At 61.2% G+C, this 20,022-nt stretch carries 20 protein-coding genes; 11 read left to right on the forward strand and 9 right to left on the reverse strand.

The features are described from left to right. Positions 1 to 27 precede the first annotated feature (27 nt). Positions 28 to 732: a glutathione binding-like protein gene (locus RHP75_RS06055; RefSeq protein WP_311090933.1), complete on the reverse strand. Its 705-nt coding sequence runs from the start codon at positions 730 to 732 to the stop codon at positions 28 to 30. A gap of 135 nt (positions 733 to 867) precedes the next feature. On the opposite strand from RHP75_RS06055, the gene RHP75_RS06060 reads away from it, so the two are divergent. The 4 genes from RHP75_RS06060 (at position 868) to RHP75_RS06075 (ending at position 5,793) form a co-directional block, all read left to right on the forward strand. Beyond that, positions 868 to 1,305, forward strand: a complete 438-nt coding sequence (locus RHP75_RS06060; protein WP_167145583.1) for an HIT family protein — start codon at positions 868 to 870, stop codon at positions 1,303 to 1,305. A 118-nt stretch (positions 1,306 to 1,423) separates the two neighbouring features. Further along, complete coding sequence (locus tag RHP75_RS06065; protein WP_311090934.1) at positions 1,424 to 1,849, forward strand: 3-isopropylmalate dehydratase; 426 nt, start codon at positions 1,424 to 1,426, stop codon at positions 1,847 to 1,849. A gap of 189 nt (positions 1,850 to 2,038) precedes the next feature. Continuing rightward, positions 2,039 to 3,373: an NAD(P)/FAD-dependent oxidoreductase gene (locus RHP75_RS06070; protein WP_311090935.1), complete on the forward strand. Its 1,335-nt coding sequence runs from the start codon at positions 2,039 to 2,041 to the stop codon at positions 3,371 to 3,373. Positions 3,374 to 3,450: 77 nt separating this feature from the next. Then, positions 3,451 to 5,793 (forward strand): M48 family metallopeptidase, encoded by a 2,343-nt coding sequence (locus RHP75_RS06075; RefSeq protein ID WP_311090936.1) that lies wholly within the window; start codon positions 3,451 to 3,453, stop codon positions 5,791 to 5,793. Between the two features lie 139 nt (positions 5,794 to 5,932). Here RHP75_RS06075 and RHP75_RS06080 read toward each other — a convergent pair whose 3' ends face one another. The 5 genes from RHP75_RS06080 to RHP75_RS06100 form a co-directional block, all read right to left on the reverse strand. Continuing rightward, positions 5,933 to 7,267: an MATE family efflux transporter gene (locus RHP75_RS06080; protein WP_311090937.1), complete on the reverse strand. Its 1,335-nt coding sequence runs from the start codon at positions 7,265 to 7,267 to the stop codon at positions 5,933 to 5,935. A 33-nt stretch (positions 7,268 to 7,300) separates the two neighbouring features. Further along, complete coding sequence (locus RHP75_RS06085) at positions 7,301 to 7,726, reverse strand: MarR family transcriptional regulator (RefSeq protein WP_311090938.1); 426 nt, start codon at positions 7,724 to 7,726, stop codon at positions 7,301 to 7,303. Positions 7,727 to 7,818: 92 nt separating this feature from the next. Next, positions 7,819 to 8,547 carry a transporter substrate-binding domain-containing protein gene (locus RHP75_RS06090; protein ID WP_311090939.1) on the reverse strand — a complete coding sequence of 243 codons (729 nt, stop codon included), beginning with the start codon at positions 8,545 to 8,547 and terminating at the stop codon, positions 7,819 to 7,821. A 29-nt stretch (positions 8,548 to 8,576) separates the two neighbouring features. Next, positions 8,577 to 9,188 carry a LysE family translocator gene (locus RHP75_RS06095; RefSeq protein WP_090251605.1) on the reverse strand — a complete coding sequence of 204 codons (612 nt, stop codon included), beginning with the start codon at positions 9,186 to 9,188 and terminating at the stop codon, positions 8,577 to 8,579. 136 nt (positions 9,189 to 9,324) lie between these two features. Beyond that, positions 9,325 to 10,398, reverse strand: coding sequence for a hypothetical protein (locus RHP75_RS06100; protein ID WP_311090940.1), 1,074 nt, complete (start codon positions 10,396 to 10,398; stop codon positions 9,325 to 9,327). A 352-nt stretch (positions 10,399 to 10,750) separates the two neighbouring features. Here RHP75_RS06100 and RHP75_RS06105 point away from each other — a divergent pair, with 352 nt between their 5' ends. Genes RHP75_RS06105 through RHP75_RS06115 form a run of 3 tightly spaced genes read left to right on the forward strand, consistent with a single transcriptional unit; the run spans position 10,751 to position 12,710 of the window. Then, positions 10,751 to 11,872 carry a beta-ketoacyl-ACP synthase III gene (locus tag RHP75_RS06105; RefSeq protein ID WP_160016304.1) on the forward strand — a complete coding sequence of 374 codons (1,122 nt, stop codon included), beginning with the start codon at positions 10,751 to 10,753 and terminating at the stop codon, positions 11,870 to 11,872. After that, positions 11,872 to 12,483 carry an RNA polymerase sigma factor gene (locus RHP75_RS06110; protein WP_311090941.1) on the forward strand — a complete coding sequence of 204 codons (612 nt, stop codon included), beginning with the start codon at positions 11,872 to 11,874 and terminating at the stop codon, positions 12,481 to 12,483. The genes RHP75_RS06105 and RHP75_RS06110 overlap by 1 nt, the downstream gene beginning before the upstream one ends. After that, on the forward strand, positions 12,477 to 12,710 hold the full coding sequence (locus tag RHP75_RS06115; RefSeq protein WP_090251613.1) for an anti-sigma factor: 234 nt from the start codon (positions 12,477 to 12,479) through the stop codon (positions 12,708 to 12,710). Before RHP75_RS06110 ends, RHP75_RS06115 begins: the two co-directional genes overlap by 7 nt. Positions 12,711 to 12,742: 32 nt before the next feature. On the opposite strand, the gene RHP75_RS06120 is transcribed toward RHP75_RS06115, so the two are convergent. Then, entirely contained in the window at positions 12,743 to 13,276 is a 534-nt protein-coding gene (locus RHP75_RS06120; RefSeq protein ID WP_160088217.1) for a hypothetical protein, read from the reverse strand. 249 nt (positions 13,277 to 13,525) lie between these two features. Between RHP75_RS06120 and RHP75_RS06125 the strand changes: the two genes are divergently transcribed. Together RHP75_RS06125 and RHP75_RS06130 are read left to right on the forward strand one after the other, a co-directional pair. Continuing rightward, positions 13,526 to 14,230, forward strand: coding sequence for a Crp/Fnr family transcriptional regulator (locus tag RHP75_RS06125; RefSeq protein ID WP_167145567.1), 705 nt, complete (start codon positions 13,526 to 13,528; stop codon positions 14,228 to 14,230). 175 nt (positions 14,231 to 14,405) lie between these two features. Then, a complete protein-coding gene (locus tag RHP75_RS06130) occupies positions 14,406 to 15,110 on the forward strand; it encodes a Crp/Fnr family transcriptional regulator (RefSeq protein WP_311090942.1) in 705 nt (234 codons plus the stop codon). Here RHP75_RS06130 and RHP75_RS06135 read toward each other — a convergent pair. Together RHP75_RS06135 and RHP75_RS06140 are read right to left on the reverse strand one after the other, a co-directional pair. Further along, entirely contained in the window at positions 15,107 to 17,242 is a 2,136-nt protein-coding gene (locus tag RHP75_RS06135; protein ID WP_311090943.1) for an EAL domain-containing protein, read from the reverse strand. The genes RHP75_RS06130 and RHP75_RS06135 overlap by 4 nt on opposite strands. Before the next feature lie 101 nt (positions 17,243 to 17,343). Then, the gene (locus RHP75_RS06140) at positions 17,344 to 17,643 is read right to left on the reverse strand and encodes a hypothetical protein (RefSeq protein WP_311090944.1); all 300 of its coding nucleotides are present in this window, start codon (positions 17,641 to 17,643) and stop codon (positions 17,344 to 17,346) included. Positions 17,644 to 18,033: 390 nt separating this feature from the next. On the opposite strand from RHP75_RS06140, the gene pgm reads away from it, so the two are divergent. Continuing rightward, positions 18,034 to 19,686, forward strand: coding sequence for a phosphoglucomutase (alpha-D-glucose-1,6-bisphosphate-dependent) (pgm, locus tag RHP75_RS06145; protein ID WP_311090945.1), 1,653 nt, complete (start codon positions 18,034 to 18,036; stop codon positions 19,684 to 19,686). A gap of 125 nt (positions 19,687 to 19,811) precedes the next feature. After that, on the forward strand, positions 19,812 to 19,970 hold the full coding sequence (locus tag RHP75_RS06150; protein ID WP_090251631.1) for a DUF3309 family protein: 159 nt from the start codon (positions 19,812 to 19,814) through the stop codon (positions 19,968 to 19,970). The last annotated feature ends 52 nt before the right edge of the window (positions 19,971 to 20,022 follow it).

The raw sequence follows: 20,022 nt of genomic DNA on the forward strand, positions 1-20,022 counted from the left end.
GCGTTGAACAGGTTGCTGGCGTCTATTTTAGCCGCGTGCTGGCGTGGCCAGGCCCTTGATGACTGCCGGGCGAGCGACAAAGGCTTGCAGCACCCGCTGCACATTAGTGAAGCGCTCGAATTCCACCAGCTCGCCGGCCTCGTAGAAACCCACCAGGTTGCGCACCCAGGGGAACACGGCGATATCGGCGATGCTGTAGTCCTCGCCCATGATCCAGCTACGGCCTTGCAGGCGTTGTTCAAGTACGCCGAGCAGGCGCTGGGATTCGGCGACGTAACGGTCGCGTGGGCGTTTGTCCGGGTAGTCCTTGCCAGCGAATTTATGAAAGAAGCCCAACTGGCCGAACATCGGGCCGATGCCGCCCATCTGCCACATCAGCCACTGCAGGGTTTCGTAGCGCGTGGCGGGGTCCTGTGCCAAGAGCTGGCCGGTTTTCTCTGCCAGGTAGATCAGGATCGCCCCAGACTCGAACAGCGCCAACGGTTTGCCGCCTGGGCCGTTGGGGTCGAGGATCGCCGGGATCTTGTTGTTGGGATTGAGCGAGAGGAATTCTTCACTGAGCTGATCGTTAGTGTCGAAGCTGACCAGGTGGGGCTCATAGGCCAGGCCGATCTCTTCCAGCATGATCGAGGCCTTGACGCCGTTGGGCGTGGGCAGCGAATACAGCTGCAGGCGCTCTGGGTGCTGGGCGGACCATTTTTGCGTAATGGGGTAGGCGGAAAGGTCTGACATGGGCGCTCCGGATTAAGGTGGCGAAAGGCTCAGGATAACGGTGATTGGCCATTTGGTCAGGTTGCAGATTTTTCCCCGCGTGCAGAAATCGGTATGGTTGGGGCCATCTCAACCCCAGCACACTGGAGAACCCCGATGAGCCTGCACGGCGAATACGACAACCAGAATATCTTTGCCCAGATCATCCGCGGCGAAGCCCCTTGCTACAAGCTCTACGAGGATGAGGATGTACTGGCCTTCCTCGATGTGTTTCCGCAGTCCTTCGGCCATACCCTGGTGATCCCCAAGCGCTCTGCGGCGCGCAATATTCTGGAAATCGACAGCGACAGCCTGAGCAAGGTGATGGCCGTGGTGCAGAAGCTTACGGGTGTGATCGTCGACGAGCTGGAGCCTGCCGGGGTGCAAGTGGCGCAGTTCAATGGCGCGCCAGCCGGGCAGACGGTGTTTCATATTCATATGCATATTGTGCCGCGCTATGCCGGCGAGACGCTCAGCGTGCATGCCGGCGGCAAGGCGACTCCGGAAGAGCTGGCGGCGCTGCAGGCGCGTCTGCTCAAACGCATCGCCGGTTGATAAAAGCCTGGTTGCGGCGGCGCAAAAGTCTGTACTTGAGGCCGGCCGCGCCAGGGGCAATACTCAAGCCGTTTTGGCTGTTCCCCTTTGCTGTTTTCTGCGCCCATGGAGGGCTCCCATGCGATTGATTTGTGCCGTTTTACCGCTGCTGCTGTTGGCCGGCTGTTCGTCCTGGAAGCCCGCGCCAGAGGATGTCAAACCTGTGCCGGCGGACCGTTTGCTGGGCTATCAGGTGCCGCTGGGGCAGGGCGGACAGTTGCAGGTCAATCGCGACTTCGGCGGCATGGGCGGCGGCTGCTATGTGGCGGTACTGGTTGACCGTAAGGTGGCTGCACGCATTGGTGTGGGTGAGCAGGTGCGTTTTCAGGTGCCGGTCGGCACACGGGTGCTGAGCATTGGTATCGACGAGATGGACGACACCCTGTGCGGCATGGGCCGCCTGCGTCGTGAACTGGCCGTGAAAGTTGAGCCGGGCTCGCAGCAGAACTTCCGCATCGTCAGCGATAACCGCAAAGGTTTCGACATCCTGCCAGTTACTCAGTAACCCTCAGTTAGCCGGTGCCCTTTCAGGCGCCGGCTACTTCTGCCGTCTGCATCGGCCCGCGCATCGCCCGGATAACCTTCTTTTCTGATGTGCGCTGGCGCTCAGACTGGCGGCAATCTGCTACTGCGTATGGCTGTGCGGGCAAGCAGCAAGGGTAGAATCCGCTCGGTTAATTAACGGAGACGGGTCGTGAAGGGATTGCCGATTGCCATTGTCGGGGCCGGTACGGCGGGGTTGGCCACGGCGCTGTTCCTCGTTCGTCAGGGTTTCAGCGTACGCCTGCTGGAGCGAGTGCCGCAGCTGCAGCCGGTGGGTGCTGGGGTGTTGTTGCAACCTTCGGGGCTGGCGGTGCTGCAGCAGTTGGGCCTATTTGCCGAGTGCAGCGGCCTGGGTGCTCCTGTCAGTCGCTTGTACGGCACCTCGGCCAATGGCCGGGTGATTCTCGATACCCGTTACGCGCATTGGCAGCCCGGCAGTTTCGGCATGGGCATTCACCGCAGCGTATTGCTCACGGCCTTGCTCAACGCAGCGCGGCACGCCGGTGTGCCGGTTGAAACCGGCGTGTATATAAGCCGTTTCAGTCAGCATGGCAGTCATGTGCAGCTGTATCGCCAGGACGAACAGGGCGTCGAGCAGCCATTCGGCGAGTTCGCCGCGTTGGTGCTGGCTGATGGCGTGCGCTCGGCCCTGCGCGGGCAGATGCAGGTCAAGCAGTGGTTGCAGCCTTACCCTTGGGGCGCGTTGTGGAGCATTGTGCCGACCCCGGCTTTGTCGCCAAACGCACCGGATACCACGGACCTGCGCCAGTGGTACCGCGACTGCGCGCAGATGTTCGGCATCATGCCCACTGGGCGTACTCACCTTAACCGCGAGCAAGCGCTGAGCAGTTTGTTCTGGAGCCTGCCGGTGGCGCAGTTTGACGCCTGGCGTGACGCCGGCTTGGCTGCCTGGAAAGCCCAGGTGCTGCAACTGGCGGGCAGCGCTGCCGAACCCTTTGTTGAACTGATCGAACGTCCCGAGCAACTCAGCCAGGCGGTGTATGCCGATGTGCGCATGCAGCAGTGGCACGACGGCCGGGTGATCGCCATCGGCGACTGCGCACACGCCATGAGCCCACAACTGGGCCAGGGCGCGAATATGGCACTGGTGGATGCGGCTGCCTTGTCCGCCGCTGTCACCACACAACGCACCCCAAACGACTGCGACTGGTCAGCGGTATTCGCCGCCTATGCCAGCAGCCGGCGTGATCACCTGCGTTATTACCGCCAAGCCAGCCGCCTGCTCACGCCACTGTTCCAATCTCACAGCCGCAGCCTGGCCTGGCTGCGTGACAGCGTATTGTTGCTGGCTCGGCACAATCCATTTGGCCGTGCGCATGCGGTCAGTACCCTGGTGGGTGGGCGCAGTGGTTGGTTACTGAAGGGTGCCGAACGGCCGTTGCAGGTCTGGAATGGCCAACCTGAGGCGCGGGTTTTAGATGAACGTGCGACCCCCGTAAATACTGCCCAGCTGTCGGTGACCTGAGCCCTATGTGACCGGCCGCGAGTGCTGCACGCTTTGTTAATCTGCTCATCTATTTCAATTTGTAGCGAGGGATCGCCGTGTCGTTCCGTGTTGTGCTGAGTGGCCGGGCCTTGCCTGGGTATACGTCTGAGCAGATTGCTCAGCATTTACAGACGCAGCTGAAGTTCTCTGAGGCCCAGGTGAAGGCCTTGCTGCCGCCGGCACGGCGTGTGGTCAAAAGTGGTTTGGATCGGCCCAGTGCCGAGCGCTGGTGCACTCGGTTACAACAGGCAGGTCTGGCCGTCTCGGTCGAGGAGGTTGCCGCGCCTGCGGCGGTCGACCCTCTGACGGTTCTACAGGAATTAGCCCAGAAGGGGCTTAAGCGTGCCCGGCCCAGCCCGACGTATGCCTTGCAGCTGTTTCTGGTCACGCTCTGCTGCCTCTTGGTGCCGACGCTTTATGCGGGGTTGGTGATTGGACTGGGTGCTGGGCTTGCCTGGTACTTGCTGCATATCCACGAATACCTCGGCGGTTTGCGTAATATCTGGTTGCTGCTTTGCATCTATGGCGTGCCCGCAATCAGCGGCGGCATTCTGCTGCTGTTTATGGCGCGGCCATTCTTTCTACCCAGCCAGCGTGGTGATGAACCGCTGGAGCTGGACCTGGCCTGCGAACCGCGTTTGCAGCTGGTAATCAACCAGTTGTGTCAGGCGATTGGCCTGCGCCCACCGGTGGCGGTCCAGCTGTCCAATGACGTGAATGCCAGCGTGCATTTCGAGAATGGCTGGAGTGGATTCTTCTCTGGCCGCAAGGTGCTGACCATCGGCATGCCACTGGTTGCCGGGATGAGCGTGCAGCAGTTTGTCGGCTTACTGGGGCACGAGTTTGGCCACTTTGCTCAGCGGCTGGGCATGCGCTGTAACTTCCTGATCAACTCGGTTAATGCCTGGCTGGAAGTGCGCAGTAATAGTCGCGACCCTTGGGATGATCGCCTGCAGGAATGGCTGGAGAACGATCCCTGGTGGATTCTGCAGCTTGCCATCTGGGTGGCGCAGCAGGGAATCGAGCTGTCGCGGCTGCTGATGCGTGGCTGTTTCTGGCTGAGCTTTCGCCTGTCCCGTTCGCTGTCGCGGCAGATGGAGTTCGACGCCGACCGTTACGAGAGTTTGCTGGCCGGGAGTGCGGCGTTTCGTGGCAGTGCCTTGCAGTTGCGCGCGCTGTCCTGGGCCTGGCGTGAAGTGGATCAGCAGAATGCCCGTACCTGGCGCGAGCGTCGCCTGCTGCGCGATATGCCGCACGCCACTGCCGAGAAGACCTCCAGCCTGAGCCAGGCCACTCGGCAGCAGATGGAGCGGAGCCTCGAAGAGGGCAGTACCCGCTATTGGCATACTCACCCTGCCGATCTGGCGCGTATCCAGCACAGTGAAGCCCTGCAGGCGCCCGGCTACTTGCATGACGCCCGCCCGGCAGCCGTTCTGTTCGAGCACTTCGCCGAGCATTGTCAGCGTGTCACCGAGGCTTACTACGCGGAGCTGGGCCTGGACTATGACGAGCAGCAGTTACAGGACAGCCAGCAGATCTTCCAGATCAGCGCCCAGCGTGAAGAGGCGCTTGATCAGCTCTGGGAGTGGACAGGCCGGCAATGGCGCAATCTGCCCTGGCTGGCGCTGCATCAGCCGGTGCAGGCGGCGCATGCCGCGCTGGGCTGGCAGGCGGTGATTGACGAGTTGCGGCGCCTGTCTCCGGAAATTACTCAGGCCTGGACTCAGGCTGAAGCGCAGGAAGACCAGCGTGTGGCGCTGGCCTGGTGTGGCGAGTTGCAGCGCAATGGGGTGACCGCACGACTCAGTGACAGCGAGGCGTTTGATCCGGCTAAGCACTTGCCGTTGTATCGGCAGATCGATGAGGGCAAGACCCCGGCGCAGCTGCAGTTGCTCCTGGCTGCTTCGTTATACCGGCGTCGCCTGGAGCTGAGCCTGGCGAATGCAACCACGGCGCTGCGTGAAACAGCGCGTCTGGCGCTGCATTTGAGCAAGCTGTATGTCGACTATGCGCGCCTGCTGGAGGCCCGCGAACTGGCCGAACGCTTTCTGGATTGGCATCAGCAGACTCCCGACAGCCTGACTGAGCGCTTGAGCCAGGATGCCTTGTCGCGCTATCAAGATTTGGCCCTGCGCTTGCTCAAAGCGGCGGATCAAACGCCCCAGACCCTGCTTGATGGCAGCACGCTGGGCGGTTATCTGCGTCTGCGCTGCCCACGGCTAAATGCCCAGGCCGGCGAGCCGGTCGAGTTCCTGCGCAATAGCGCGACGCTGATCGACAGCCTGGCCTATGTGCATCGCCGGGCCATGGCTGAGCTGGCCAGCTATGCCTTGCAGCGTGAGCGCGAGCAGGGACTGCGCGGCATCCGGCTGGTGCTCAAGGTTGGCGATCCAGGCTGAGCGAGCGGTGCTTGATAACAACTGCATTCGCTCCTGTGCGCGTTGTGCGCTGTAGTTGGGTTGTTATCTGCAAGGTTTGAAGGCTGTAAGTGACGCACTTGCTCGTGCGTCACTTACAGCGGCTGCTCAGGTTTTGCGCTTAGGCAGCGCTATCGAGCGTTTTTAGCTGCTGCAACTGGCGCCGCAGCATCCAGATCACCACCAGGCTCAGGCAGACGTTGGACAGCGGCAGGGCCAGCCATACGCCGTTGAGGCCCAGCAGAAGTGGCATCAGCGCGAGGAAGGGCAGCTGGATCAGCATATTGCCCACCGTCACCAACGTGGCGTAGCGGGCCTGGCCCATGGCCTGGAAGAAGCTCGCCGCGAGGATGATAAAACCATCAAGGAACATGGCGAACAGATGCAGGCGCAGGCCCAACACGCTGGCATCCAGCAGGGCTTGGTCGCTGCCGCTGAAAATTCCGGCAAACAGCCTTGGCAGGAGCAACAGCGCTGCAGTCATCAGCACGCCGCTGCCCACTGCCGTGAGCAGACCCAGGCGCAGTACGCGGCGGACCTTGTCCGGCTCGCGGGCACCGTAGAAGTAACTGACCAGGGGCTGCATACCGCCGCACACGCCTTCGGCAAACATGTAGTAGAAGGCCATCAGGTAGCCGGCGATGGCGTAGGCGGCAACCTGCAAGGGGCTGCCGTAGTGCATAAACAGCAGGTTGTGCAGCACCACCACCAGGCTCATGTAGAGGTACATCAACATGCTGGAGAAACCGGTGGTGAGGGTGTCCAGGCTTTTGCGCAGGTTGAAGGTGCAGGCGGTCAGGGGCATCTGCAGCGGGTTGTGCCGGCTGCAGATAAAACCCAGGCAGATCAGCACTGACAGGCTTTCGCCGATCACAGTGGCCAAGGCGGCACCGTGCAGACCCCACTGCAGTTCGATGATGAACAGGTAGTCCAGTGCCACGTTGGCGAGCGCGCCCACCAGCATGGCCAGGGTCGCCAGGCGCGGTGCGCCGAGGTTGCGAACCAGCAGGGGCAGGGCGATGGAGCCGAATACCAAAGGCGTGACCCAGCCGAGCACTAGCAGGTAGTCATTGCCCAGTTGTGCCAGATCGTTCTCGGCGCCTTGCATGGCCATAAACGCCGGGCCATTCAGCACCACCAGCACGCCTGTGGGGATGCCCAAGAGAACCAGCAGCCAGAGTGCCTGAGCCAGGTAGCTGCGTGCTTGCGGCCACTGCGCGGCGCCCTGGGCCAGGGAGCATTGAGCGCCGCCGCCCATGCCGATCATCATGCCGATGGCCAGCATCACTCCGGACAGCGGCCAGGCCATGTTGATCGCCGACAACCCGGTGGCGCCCATGGCGTGGCCAATAAAGATGCCGTCCACGACCATGTACAGTCCGCTGATCATCAAGGCGGCGATGGCCGGGATGCTGTAGCGCCAGAAGGTGCGGGTGATGCTTTGACTGTTGTTCATAGGGGGGCACGGGTAAACGGTTGCGCGGCTGGGTCAGCCGATTTCGAGGGTCTGGCAGGCTTTGGCGAGTAACTGGCTCAGCTGCTGCATCTCTTCAGTGCTGAGGTTTTGTTCAAGGCTGGCGGCGGTTTGCACGTAGACATCGCGCTCTTCCTGTTCCAGCGCATTGGATTTGGCCGTGGCCATCAGGCGCATGGCGCGGCCGTCTTCACTACAGGGCAGGCGCTGCAGGTATCCGCGTGCCTCCAGCTTGCTGGCCATGGCACTGGCACTGGCCTTGCTGACGTTCATCCGTTCGGCCAGTTCGGTCAGGCGCAGGCCGTTTTCGGCGGACATCAGGGCATACAGGTAGTCCAGCTCGCTGTTGCTCAGCTCCATGCTGCCGCTGTGCTGGGCGTACCGCCGCCAGTGGTGCCACATGTGCCATTGCAGGCGTTTAAGGCTGTCGGTGATCGGCATGCTTGCTCTCCGTTATATTTCGTTAGGCTAACTAACTATTAGGGGCGCGGCAAGCTCGGGGCCGATCGGTGGTCGCGTATATGGGCTTGAGGTCAGCGGTATCGAGCCAGCAACTCGTCGAATTCGCCAGCCTGTTTCATCTGCACCATGGCGCGCAGCAGGGCCATGGTCGGGACATCCGGGGCATCGCGGACGATGCAGGCGATGGGGTCGGTAGCCACTTCGCTCAGGTGGTGCAGTCTTTCCCCGGGCGCTTGGTGGCGGTTGAACCAGTGCAGCGAGAGTTCGTTGCTGATGGCGTAGCGGTAGCGCCGGGCACTGAGTTTGAGCAGCACCTGGTCTTGGGTGCGGGCGTCTTCACGCTGGATCTGGCCGCTGGCGAACAGCGGCTCCAGGCGTGGATAGGTGAAGCCGAGGACGGTGCCCAGGCGCTCATTGAGTAGTTGCTCGGGCTCCAGTTTCTCGGGCGTAACGCCTGCCAGCACATCACGCTGGGTCATAAAGGGCAGGCTCCAGATATAGCGATAGTGGCCACTGTTGACCCAGTTCGGGCTGACGTAGCAACGCATATCAATTTCTCCGTTTTCCAGCGCCTGCTGTACGCGCATACGCGGCATCACCACCATCTCGGCTTTGCGGCCAACCTTGGCGGCCAGACGCTGATGCAAGTCGACCAGAATGCCTTCCACTGCCTTGCCGTCTTTGATACGCACCATGGGCATGGCCCAGCTGTCGTTGATCGAGAAGCGCAGCGCCCGCTCGGCGGCCAATGATGCGCCGCTCAGGGTGAGCAACAGCAGGGCAGTTAACAGCTTGGACACCAAGGCAGGTCCTTTGCGCTGTAGGCGCTTCAGCGGGTCATCGGCAGGGCTGCGCCCATCAATGCAAACAGCCCGCCGCAGCAGCGATTGAAGCCTTTGCCACTGCGTTGCAGCCAGGGCCGCACGCGATGGGCCATTCGCGCCAGCAGGTATTCAACACTGCCTTCAACCACGGCAAAGGTCAGCGCCATGATGGCGAACTGCAGTAAGAGGTCACCGCGTGGGTCGAGAAACTGCGGCAGAAAGGCGCCGAAAAACAGAATCACCTTGGGGTTGGACAATGCCGATAGCAGGCCCTGGCGAAACAGCTTGAAGCCGCTGCTCTCGGCTGCTTTTTCGGCCATCGCGAGGTGCAGTGGCGGCGCGCGCCAGAGCTGAATGCCGAGCCAAATCAGGTAGGCGCCGCCGAGCCATTTGAGGATGGTGAGGGCCTGTGCCGAGGCTTGCAGCAGGGTGCCGATACCGAGCATCGACAAGGCCATCAGCAGGGTAAATCCCAGCACGCCGCCGCTGACGGTAAACAGGGTTTTGCGGTGGCCATACAAGGCGCCATGGCTGAGCGCGAGCAGGCCATTGGGGCCTGGAGTCAGCGACAGGCCAAACACTGCCGTAAGAAAGATCAGCCAGGTATGCAGGGCCATAAGACAGGTATCCAGAAACGCAAGAGTGCAGGGCCTGTGCGGCCCTGCGAACCTCTGTTTTTTCATGCTGTGCCCGGATAGTCAAGCCGGCTTAAGTCGCACGGTCGCATTCATCGGCTTGAGCGGCGCACGGGGATCAGCGATTGGCCTCCTTGAAGTTATCGTCAGATGGCTCCTTGGTATAGGCACCCTGATCGTGGACCAGTTTCTTGCTGCCATTCATCAAGGTGCTGATGCGGCTGTCGCTGGTTTTCGCCGAAGCGGCCTGGCTGCTGGTGCCGCTGATCAGCGGTGGGTTGCTGCTGAACGACCACAGGTAGTGCCATACGGCGGCATTGTGTTTCTCGGTCAGTTGCGTGGCGTTGAAGTACCAGGGCTTGAGCTCGCTGAAGGCGGTCATGTTCATCAGCCCCGTATTGCTATCGCCGATAAAACCGGTGCTGCTGGCCCCGGAGGTGCGGTAGGTCTCGAAGATCACGCCCTTGGTTTTCAGCGCGTTGACATAGGTACGGCAGACTTCGCCGACCCACTTGTTGCCCAGGTAGTTTTTCGCGTTGTTGGAGTAGAAGGGGTCGAGCAGGGCGACGCGCTTGGGCAGCAGTTTGCTATTAACGGTTCCGGCGCTGACCGCATCGCTGATCTTCTTGGTCAGGACGATGGCCATTTGGTTGCCCAGCGAATGCCCGGCAATGCGGATGTTGCTGCCGCTGTAGCCGGCCAGGTTGGCTTTGTAACTGTTGAACAGCAGATCGCTGGCCGATTGGCTGGGGCCGCTGGCGTAAACCCCGCTGCTGTTGCGCCAGCGCATGGCGCGCGGGCCGCTGGCGGTCCAGATCTTGGCCTCGGCATCCTTCACTTCACCTTCATCGGCGAACTGGTTCCAGTACAGCACGCCGACGTTGTAACCGGCTGCCAGCCAGGCGTGGGCGAGGTCCAGATCGGGGCCGCCGGCATCCTTACGGTTGAAGGTTTCGCGGTTCTTCTTTTGCGTTGAGCCGTTCTGCCAGCCATGGATATAGATCAGCGTCGGCTTGCTGGCCACGTAATAGGCATTGCTCTGACCGGGCACGGCCTTCTGCCAGCTGTCGCCGTAACCGAACCAGTACAGGCCGTGGTCGAGATTCTGGAAGGTGCTGTCGGGGAATACACCCACGGCAGCCTGGCTCAAGGGGGCAAAACTCAGCACCAGCAATAGCAGCAGCTTGCGCATGACGGAAACCTTTCTTGTTATTAGGGAAGGGCGAGCATATAGATTGTCCGACAATCAGCTATCACCCGGACGGGTGAGGTCATCCAGGCGCCATTGCGCGGGCGCTTGCGCGATGTGTCTTGCGCCACGTTGTGAGCATCTTTGCCTCAGTAGCCGACAGCTTGTTGCAGTTGTCCTGACGTGCTGAGCGGACGAAGCACCTCTGGCTGTGGCAAACTCCGTGGCTCGTAACAGGACGTTTCATGGATCGAGTTTGCTGAGCCTGTCAGCCGTTTTTTGCCCATGGCCTAGCCTGCCCTGGGCGTATTGCATAATTGGCCGCTGCCTGCGGCGAAGAACAAGAGGAATGACTGTGCATAACGTCGTGATCAGTGGTACCGGCCTCTATACCCCGGCAAACAGTATTTCCAACGATGAGTTGGTCGAGTCGTTCAACGCCTTCGTCCAGCAATTCAATGCCGACAACGCCGCGGCCATCGCCAGTGGTGAAGTCGAAGCGCTGAGCGAGTCGAGCAGTGGCTTCATCGAAAAAGCCTCGGGTATCAAGAGCCGCTTTGTCATGGACAAGGCCGGTATCCTCGATCCCAAGCGCATGGCGCCGCGCCTACCGGAGCGCAGCAATGAAGACTGGGGCATCCTCTGCGAAATGGCCGTAGGCGCCGCCAAAGACGCCATGGCCCGCGCCGGCAAGACTGCCGCCGATATCGACGGGGTGATCGTGGCCTGCTCCAACCTGCAACGCGCCTACCCGGCGGTGGCGATTGAAGTGCAGGCCGCACTGGGCATCCAGGGTTTCGGTTATGACATGAACGTGGCCTGTTCCTCCGCCACCTTCGGCATCCAGGCTGCTGCCAATAGCGTGCAGCTGGGCCAGGCCCGCGCGATTCTGATGGTCAACCCGGAAATCTGCACCGGCCACCTGAACTTCCGTGACCGCGACAGCCACTTTATCTTCGGTGACGCCGCCACGGCGGTCATCATCGAGCGCGCCGACCAAGCCACCTCGAACTACCAGTTCGATATCGTCGGCACCAAGCTGATCACCCAGTTCAGCAACAACATCCGCAACAACTTCGGCTTCCTCAACCGCTGTGCGGAAGAGGGCGTCGGCGCCCGTGACAAGCTGTTCGTTCAGGAAGGGCGCAAGGTGTTCAAGGATGTCTGCCCGATGGTTGCCGAGCTGATTGCCGCGCACCTGGCCGAGAACAAGCTGAACGTCGGCGATGTGAAGCGCTTCTGGCTGCACCAGGCCAACCTCAACATGAACCTGCTGATCGCACGCAAGCTGCTGGGTCGTGATGCCGAGCCAGGCGAAGCACCGGTGATTCTCGACACCTACGCCAACACCAGCTCGGCCGGTTCGGTAATCGCCCTGCACAAATACCAGGAAGACCTGCCGAGCGGCGCCCTCGGTGTGCTCAGCTCGTTCGGCGCAGGTTATTCGATTGGTAGCGTGATCCTGCGTAAGCATTGATGGATTACCCGGCTGATCAGGCGCTGCTCACGCGTCTGCGTGCAGGCGAGCAGAAGGCCTACCGCGAGCTGGTTGCCACCTATCAGGGGGCAATGCGCGCGGTGGCCTTTGCCATTGTCGGCAGCCGTAATGCCGATGAAGTGGTGCAGGACGCCTGGCTGGCCGTGGTGCGCAGCCTCGATGGCTTTCAGGAGCGCTCCAGCCTGAAGACCTGGCTGCTGACTATCACCGCCAACACCGCGAAAACCCGTCTCAAGGGCAATCGCCGTGAAGTGCTGCTCGACGACATTCCCTCGCCCCACGGCAGCATTGGTGATGAGCGATTCAGCTCGGATGGCCATTGGCTGCTGGCGCCGCATGCCTGGCATCACGACTCCCCGGAAGCCCTGCTGACCGAGGACGAATTACGCGAATGCCTGGAGAAAACCCTGGCCAGCCTGTCCGAGTTGCAGGGCAGCGTGCTGCACCTGCGTGAGCGTGAAGGGTTGGAGTTGGAAGAAATCTGTAATCTTTTGCAGGTCTCGCTCTCCAATGTGCGGGTGCTGCTGCACCGCGCGCGTCTCAAGGTATTCGCCACCCTGGAGCATTTTGAGGAGACTGGCCAATGTTGAGTTGTAAGGAGTTGGTGGCCCACTCCAGTGAGTTTATTGATGGCCAGTTGGGCCTGGGTAAACGCATGTCCGTGCGCTTGCACCTGGCGATGTGTCAGCACTGCCGGCGGTTTATCAAACAGATGCGTCTGAGTCAGGCAGTACTGCGCCAACTGCCGCCCGGGCAGAGCGCCGAGCTGGACGCTTTGGCGGCCAAGCTGGCGGAGTTGCGTCGCAACCATTCCTGATCGCCAGGCCGTTGGCCTGGCTAACTTCTCGTTTACTCGGCGTCTTGCGCGGCTTTAAGTGCTTCATAGGCCGGCGCGGCGTAGATGCCGACTTCCACTGCCAGCTCCATCACCCGCGCCAAGTCCGTGCTGTACACCAGTACGGCTTGCAGCTCGTCATCCAGCGGCTCGCTGAAATCCAGCAACACATAACCCTTGGTTTCCGGGCTGAGGCTGGCGAGTTGCACCTGAATGCGATTCAGCGCTTTCAGCGGCTCGACCTTGGCCAGTTGCTTGGCTTTGAGCACAAAGCTCACCTCTGGTCCGAACGATTCGGTGATCTGCTGGAACAGCGCGTCATAGCTGTCGGCCTGGAACAGCACAGTCTCCGGAAGGCTGCCGACCACCACCCATTCACCCAGCGGAATGGGAAAGCTGTCGTCGAAATTGATGTCCGGGTTGGCGGCGAGAAACGCCTGCGGATCGGCGTAGGCCTGTGCGGCCTCATCGGCGATGCGCGTGACTTCTTCCGGCAGCATGCAGCCCGAGCTTATTTTGCTGATCAGTTCTTCAAGCTGGGCTTTCATTGGGTTCATCCTGCGGCAGAAAAGAGGCCGGCAAGGATAGCCGCAAATGGCTGCAGAAGCTGCATATCGGCCTATTTCTGGCCTGCACGAAGGACAGCGTACCGCTGCTTGCAGCGGCTCAGCATAGGGGCTGTCTGTGCGCTACCGTACAGATATAAAAACAGATTGGATTATGCTGCTGTGTGCAGTTAAGGCTCTGTAGCGAGCGCATATCAATCGCCAACAGGCCTTAGAAGACCGGAGACAGTGATGTCCGCAGCCCCCAACCCGCAGCAAAACCACCTGCTTGCCGCCTTACCTAACGAAGTGCTGGAGCGTCTGTTGCCGCACCTTGAGTTGGTGGATATGCCGCTGGGCATGGTGCTCTACGAATCAGGCGATACCCTGCGCCATGTGTACTTTCCCACCGATTCGATTGTGTCCCTGCTGTATGTGATGGAAAGCGGCGCGTCGGCGGAAATTTCCGTGGTGGGTAATGACGGGGTGATTGGTGTGGCGCTGTTTATGGGCGGTGAAAGCACCACCAGTCGCGCCCTTGTACAAAGTGCTGGCAGCGCTTATCGGGTGCTCGGCAAACGCTTCAAGGAAGAGTTCAACCGGCATGGCGACATGCTGCAGCTGATGCTGCGCTACAGCCAGGCGCTGATTACCCAGATGGCGCAGACGGCGGTGTGCAACCGTCATCACTCGATTGATCAGCAGCTGTGCCGCTGGCTGTTGTTGTCGCTTGATCGGTTGAGGGACAACAAGCTGGCCATGACCCAGGAACTGATCGCCAATATGCTCGGCGTGCGCCGCGAGGGCGTCACCGAGGCCGCCGGCAAACTGCATCGCCAAGGCGTAATTGATTACAGCCGCGGGCTGATCACCGTGCTCGATCGCGCCAAGCTGGAAAGCCTGAGCTGTGAGTGTTACGCCGTGGTCAAGCGTGAAACCGACCGCCTACTGCCTTAAAACCAGCGCATCCAAAGCCCCAATCTCTTACGCGCGCGGTTAGCCATTTAATGGCTTGGCTTGAGTGCCGCAGCGCACAGAGCTTTGCCAAATGCTCAGGCAGACTGCAGCGGCGATAGCGTCAAGCACCGTTGTCGTGCCATTTTTTGGCAAGCGTCGTGCTCGGGACAAGTGAATGTCTGTTAAAGCACCGCTGCAAATCCTCAGCCTTCTGATCGAAGGGCTGCCCAGCAAACAACGCAAACAACTGCTAAATGGCTGCGAACCTGTGGACCTGGTTTTCGGCAACGTGTTGCATGAAGCCAACCAGCCGATTCGCCATGTGTATTTTCCGCTGAGTGGCTTTGTCTCGCTGGTGACCACCCTCGATGGGCATCAGCCGCTGGAGATGGGCCTGATCGGCAATGAAGGCATGCTGGGCGCAACCCTTGCCCTGGGCATTGGCCAGGCGCCCATGCGCGCGGTGGTGCAGGGTTCGGGCAGTGCCTTGCGTATCAGCAGTCAGTTATTCAAGCAGGAGCTGTTGAGTAGCCCGGCGCTGCTACGTGCGCTCAAGCGCTACCTGTATGTGGTGATGACGCAGCTGTCGCAGAGCGCAGCCTGTACGCATTTCCATGAAATCGAGCCACGCCTGGCGCGTTGGCTGCTGATGACCCACGACCGTGCGCATGCCGATCATTTTCACCTGACCCATGAGTACCTTGCTGACATGCTCGGCGTGCGCCGCAGTGGTGTATCGATTGCCGCCGCAGCCATGCAGGCACGCGGATTGATCAGCTATAGCCGCGGTGAGATTCATATCCTTGACCGCGCCGGGTTGGAGCTGGCCGCCTGCGAGTGTTATGCCGCGCTGCAGGCCGACTACCGCGCGCAGTTTTAACCCAGGGTGCCCGTTGTCTGGTAAAGCGTATTGATCGGCGAGCTGATGCCGCTGCGCAGCAGATTGGCAAACTGATCCGCGCTGACCGGGTGGCTGAACAGAAAGCCCTGGCCTTCGCTGCAGTGATGGCTGCGCAGAAACTCCAGCTGCGCGGTTTCTTCGATCCCTTCGGCGATTACTCGCTGTTTCAGGCTGTTGCCCATGGCGATCACGGCGCTGACGATAATGCCGTTGCTGTTGTGGATGTCCTGCACAAAGGAACGATCAATTTTCAGCACATCGATGGGGAATTGGTTGAGGTAGCTGAGGCTGGAGTAACCGGTGCCGAAATCGTCCACCGCCAGTTGTACGCCGAGGGTCTTCAGCTGCTGCAGGATCGTGGCGCTGGCCTGGGCGTCGCGCATCAGCACGCTTTCGGTGATCTCCAGCTGCAGGTTGTTGGGCTTAAGGCCGGTGACCCTCAGGGCGCTTTCCACGCTGTCGACAAAGTCCTTGCGGCGAAACTCCAGGGCCGAGATGTTCACCGCCACCGAATCCAGGGCATAGCCGCAGTTCTCCCAGCGTTTGGCCTGGGCGCAGGCTTGCAGCAGCACCCAGCGGCCCAGTGGCACGATCAACCCGCAGGCTTCGGCCACCGGAATAAACCGCGCCGGCAGAATCATGCCCCATGCCGGGTGCTGCCAGCGGATCAGCGCTTCGGCGCTGGTGATTCTGCCGCTGTGCAGGTCGATCTTCGGCTGGTAGTGAAGGATAAATTCGCTGTTTTCCATGGCCGTGCGCAGGTGCGCTTCGATCAACTGGCGTTCAACTGCGTGAACATTCATCTCCTGGCGGAAAAACTGGTAGTTGTTACGGCCTTCTTCCTTGGCCAGGTACATCGCTGTGTCGGCATTCTTGATCAGGCCTTCGGCATCCGTGGCATCGTTGGGGTACGTGCTGATGCCGATGCTGGAGGTAATGTGCAGTTGCTGCTGGCCAATGGTGTGGCTCATGGCCAGGACACTGAGGATTTTTTCGGCGGTGCGCGCGGCATCGTCGGCCGAGTGGCTTTCGCTCAGCAGCACCACAAACTCATCACCGCCCAAACGGCTGACCGTGTCAGAGCTGCGCACGCAGTCGCTCAAGCGCAGCGCTACCGCTTGCAGCAGCTGGTCGCCGACGCCGTGGCCAAGCGAATCATTGATGTGCTTGAAGTTATCCAGGTCGAGAAACAGCACCGCCAGATGGCTGCTGCGGCGCTCGGCCAGAGCGATCGCCTGGTTGATGCGGTCATTGAGCAAGGCGCGGTTGGGCAGGTTGGGCAGGTTGGTCAGGGCGTCATGCTGCGCCAGATGGGCCATCTTTTCGGTCATGGCGTGGGCGGCGGTCATGTCATGGAAGACCATTACCGCACCCTTGAGGCGCCCGGCCGAATCATGGATCGGCGCGGCGGAATCTTCGATGGCGGACTCGCTGCCATCGCGGCGGATCAGTATCGTGCCTGCCGCCAGCAGTTTGCTCTCATCGTGCTGCAGCACCTTGACGATGGGGTTGGCCACCGCCTCGCGGCTTTTATCGTTGACCAGGTGCATCACGCTGTCGATCGGTAGGCCATGGGCTTCGTCGAGTTGCCAGCCAGTCATATGTTCGGCGGCGCTGTTGAGGTAGTCGACGTTGCCCTGCAGGTCGGTACTGATTACCGCATCACTGATCGAGTTGAGGGTCAGTGATGCGCGGGCTTTTTCGATGAACAACGCCTCTTCCACCGCCTTGCGCTGGATGATATTGCGCAGCGATTGCGGCACCAGGTAACTGTTGAAGTGGCCCTTGGACAGGCAACCCTGGGCACCACGCTGAATGGCGTCCCAGGTTTGCTGGTCATCCTCCAGGGTGCTCAGCGTGAGGATCGGAATGCTGGAGGCGAGGACGAACAGCTGATCGAAGGTGGCCAAACCCTGGCTGTCCGGCAGATCGAGATCAACCATGATCGCGTCGATGGGCTCTTTGCGATGGCTTTCCAGGCGCTGCAGGGCCTGCGCCAGGCTGGTCACCCACTCAATCAGGAACGGGCCGTCCTGGGCTCTATCCAGAACATCTTCCAAGGTCGCGGCGTCGTCGGTATTGCCGGTAATGATCAGAACGCGATTAGCCATGATGCCTATTCCTCCGTGAACAACATTACGCGGTGCGGGTGAGGCGCCTGCGTTGCCGATATGGCGTTAAGCATCGTGGGAGGTGCTGTGTGGTTGCGCGCTCAGAAGCGCAGCCGTGGCGGTGGCGGCTGGTCGTACTGCGGCGCGTTTACCGGCAGGCTGATCCAGCGGTCGTATAGACGCGCCTTGCTGCTGTTGAGTTCAGTATTCTCTGGTTCCGGTTGCAGCCTGGCGTTGTGCAGGTTGTAGCGCTGCGCCGGTTCTGTGGTTGTCACGTGCTGTGGCGCGCGGCCGAACACTTCTGGCGCAAAGAGCTCGGCAGAGGCGTTGCCAGCCAGCAAGGCTGGCAGGATCAGGGCGATGCTGCCGGCTATCGCGTGGATGTATCCGAGCCTGTGCATGTCATCTCTCCCCGTTTATGGACGTGTCCACGTGCCTTCTCCAACGCACAACGTCCGGCCGCGAGCTGACCCGCGCTAACGTCGACAACTGCAATAGGTTTACTGCCCGTTAAGTGAGCTTTCGCTCAGGATGCGCGGCATGGCCAATCAGCGGGCCAAGCCGTTCGGGTGTGGGGCGGGTTGGCGCTGGGTTGGTCTGTCCATGGTCACCTCTGAGCAAGTCCCATGCGGGCGCAAATACGGGGGCTGAGTATTAGATACGCTGCTTGCAGAGGGCTTGTCAGTGCGCTATCGCACCTAGCGCGCTTCGATATAAAGCCTCTCGGGATTACCCGGTTGGGCTGCTAGACTGGCGCACTTTTCACCGTCCGATCATTTTTGGAGCCTGTTGTGAGCCCGCGTATTCACCCTTTGGCCGGTCAGCCGGCACCTGCGTCCCTGTTGACTGATATCACTGCGCTGCTGGCGGCCTATTACGATCTGCAGCCGGACCTGAGCGTGGCCAGCCAGCGCGTGGCATTCGGCACCTCCGGGCATCGCGGCAGCTCCCTGGCTTACAGCTTCAACCAGGCCCATGTGCTGGCGATCAGCCAAGCGATCTGTGATTACCGGGTGGCCCAGGGCATTAGCGGCCCGTTGTTTATCGGCGCCGACACCCATGCGCTGTCACAACCGGCGCTGGACAGCGCGATTGAAGTGCTGGCAGCCAATGGCGTGCAGACCATGATCTCTGCCGGCGGTGAGTTCACCCCGACGCCGGCAATCAGCCAGGCCATCCTGGTACACAACCAGGGTCGCAGTGCTGGCCTGGCCGATGGCATCGTCATCACCCCCTCGCACAACCCGCCGGACAGCGGCGGTTTCAAGTACAACCCCACCAACGGCGGCCCGGCTGACAGCGATATCACCACCTGGGTGCAGAACCGCGCCAATGCGTTGCTTGAAGGCGGCCTGCGTGAGGTCAAGCGCATGCCCTTGGCGCAGGCGCGACAGGCGGCCAATGTGCAGGAATACGATTACCTCGCCAGCTATGTGAATGACCTGGGCAACGTCATCGACTTCGCCCCGATCCGCGCGGCGGGCCTGCGCCTGGGTGTCGACCCGTTGGGTGGCGCCGGCGTGCATTACTGGGGCCGCATCGCCGAGCAGTACGGCCTCAATTTGGACGTGGTGAGCGAGATCATCGATCCGCAGTTCGCCTTTATGAGCCTGGACTGGGACGGGCAGATCCGCATGGATCCGTCCTCCAGCCATGCCATGCAGCGTCTGATCGGCCTGAAGAACGGCTACGACATCGCCTTTGCTTGCGACACCGACTACGACCGCCACGGCATCGTTGCGCCGAGCGTCGGCCTGTTGCCGGCCAACCACTTCCTCAGTGTGGCCATCGATTACCTGTTCCAGCATCGCCCGCAATGGAGCGCCACAGCAGCGGTGGGCAAAACGCTGGTGAGTAGCGCGATGATTGACCGCGTCGCTGCGCGCTTGGGCCGGCCGATGCAGGAAGTGCCGGTGGGCTTCAAATGGTTTGCCGGCGGTCTGTTCGACGGCTCCCTGGGCTTTGGCGGTGAGGAGAGCGCCGGGGCGACCTTCCTGCGCCGTGATGGCCGGGTCTGGACCACCGACAAGGACGGCATCGCCCTGGCGCTGCTGGCTGCTGAGATGACCGCAGTAACCGGGCGTGACCCTGGCGAGCTGTACCAGGGGCTGAGCGATGAGTTCGGCGCGATTTATGCCGACCGGGTTGATGCGCCGGCCACCCCTGCGCAGAAAAAAGCCTTGGGCAAACTCTCGCCCGCACAGATCAGCAGCCGCGAGCTGGCCGGTGATGCCATTACCCAGGTGCTCGACAAGGCGCCGGGCAATGGCGCGGCGATTGGCGGCATCAAGGTGATCAGCGAGGGCGGCTGGTTCGCCGCGCGGCCGTCGGGCACCGAAGACATCTACAAGATCTACGCCGAGAGCTTCCGCGATGCGGCGCACCTGCAGCGCATCTTCAGCGAGGCGCAGCAGATCGTGGATGGGGCACTGGCCGCCGAATAGCAGGGCCGCCGTCGGTGCGATAGCGCACCGACACCTGCCGCTGTGGCGTACAGGATGAAGCAGCGCTTGGGTGCCATGCCGGCACCTGTTGTTCCGGCGTGTTGCAACTCATCAAGGAGAACGCCATGAGCCTGGGTACCATTCTATTGATCGTGCTGGTGCTGTTATTGATCGGTGCCATACCGGCCTGGCCACACAGCAGAAGCTGGGGTTACGGGCCTACGGGCGGTTTGGGCGTAGTGGTGGTGGTGCTGTTGGTGCTGCTGTTAATGGGCCGAATTTAACCGCTACCTGACATGTCCCACGGCCGTTGCGCAGCAAGTGGTTTGCCGCTTT

Source organism: Pseudomonas sp. SG20056 (genome assembly GCF_031764535.1).
Lineage (GTDB): Bacteria > Pseudomonadota > Gammaproteobacteria > Pseudomonadales > Pseudomonadaceae > Aquipseudomonas.

What these genes read in the sequence shown, in the direction of transcription:
- RHP75_RS06080 (WP_311090937.1), bottom strand. Translation starts at nt 7,267, where the DNA reads ATGAACAACAGTCAAAGCATCACCCGCACCTTCTGGCGCTACAGCATC.
- RHP75_RS06125 (WP_167145567.1), top strand. Translation starts at nt 13,526, where the DNA reads ATGTCCGCAGCCCCCAACCCGCAGCAAAACCACCTGCTTGCCGCCTTA.
- RHP75_RS06100 (WP_311090940.1), bottom strand. Translation starts at nt 10,398, where the DNA reads ATGCGCAAGCTGCTGCTATTGCTGGTGCTGAGTTTTGCCCCCTTGAGC.
- RHP75_RS06065 (WP_311090934.1), top strand. Translation starts at nt 1,424, where the DNA reads ATGCGATTGATTTGTGCCGTTTTACCGCTGCTGCTGTTGGCCGGCTGT.
- RHP75_RS06095 (WP_090251605.1), bottom strand. Translation starts at nt 9,188, where the DNA reads ATGGCCCTGCATACCTGGCTGATCTTTCTTACGGCAGTGTTTGGCCTG.
- RHP75_RS06115 (WP_090251613.1), top strand. Translation starts at nt 12,477, where the DNA reads ATGTTGAGTTGTAAGGAGTTGGTGGCCCACTCCAGTGAGTTTATTGAT.
- RHP75_RS06120 (WP_160088217.1), bottom strand. Translation starts at nt 13,276, where the DNA reads ATGAAAGCCCAGCTTGAAGAACTGATCAGCAAAATAAGCTCGGGCTGC.
- RHP75_RS06135 (WP_311090943.1), bottom strand. Translation starts at nt 17,242, where the DNA reads ATGGCTAATCGCGTTCTGATCATTACCGGCAATACCGACGACGCCGCG.
- RHP75_RS06055 (WP_311090933.1), bottom strand. Translation starts at nt 732, where the DNA reads ATGTCAGACCTTTCCGCCTACCCCATTACGCAAAAATGGTCCGCCCAG.
- RHP75_RS06085 (WP_311090938.1), bottom strand. Translation starts at nt 7,726, where the DNA reads ATGCCGATCACCGACAGCCTTAAACGCCTGCAATGGCACATGTGGCAC.
- RHP75_RS06060 (WP_167145583.1), top strand. Translation starts at nt 868, where the DNA reads ATGAGCCTGCACGGCGAATACGACAACCAGAATATCTTTGCCCAGATC.
- RHP75_RS06150 (WP_090251631.1), top strand. Translation starts at nt 19,812, where the DNA reads ATGAGCCTGGGTACCATTCTATTGATCGTGCTGGTGCTGTTATTGATC.
- RHP75_RS06110 (WP_311090941.1), top strand. Translation starts at nt 11,872, where the DNA reads ATGGATTACCCGGCTGATCAGGCGCTGCTCACGCGTCTGCGTGCAGGC.
- RHP75_RS06130 (WP_311090942.1), top strand. Translation starts at nt 14,406, where the DNA reads ATGTCTGTTAAAGCACCGCTGCAAATCCTCAGCCTTCTGATCGAAGGG.
- RHP75_RS06140 (WP_311090944.1), bottom strand. Translation starts at nt 17,643, where the DNA reads ATGCACAGGCTCGGATACATCCACGCGATAGCCGGCAGCATCGCCCTG.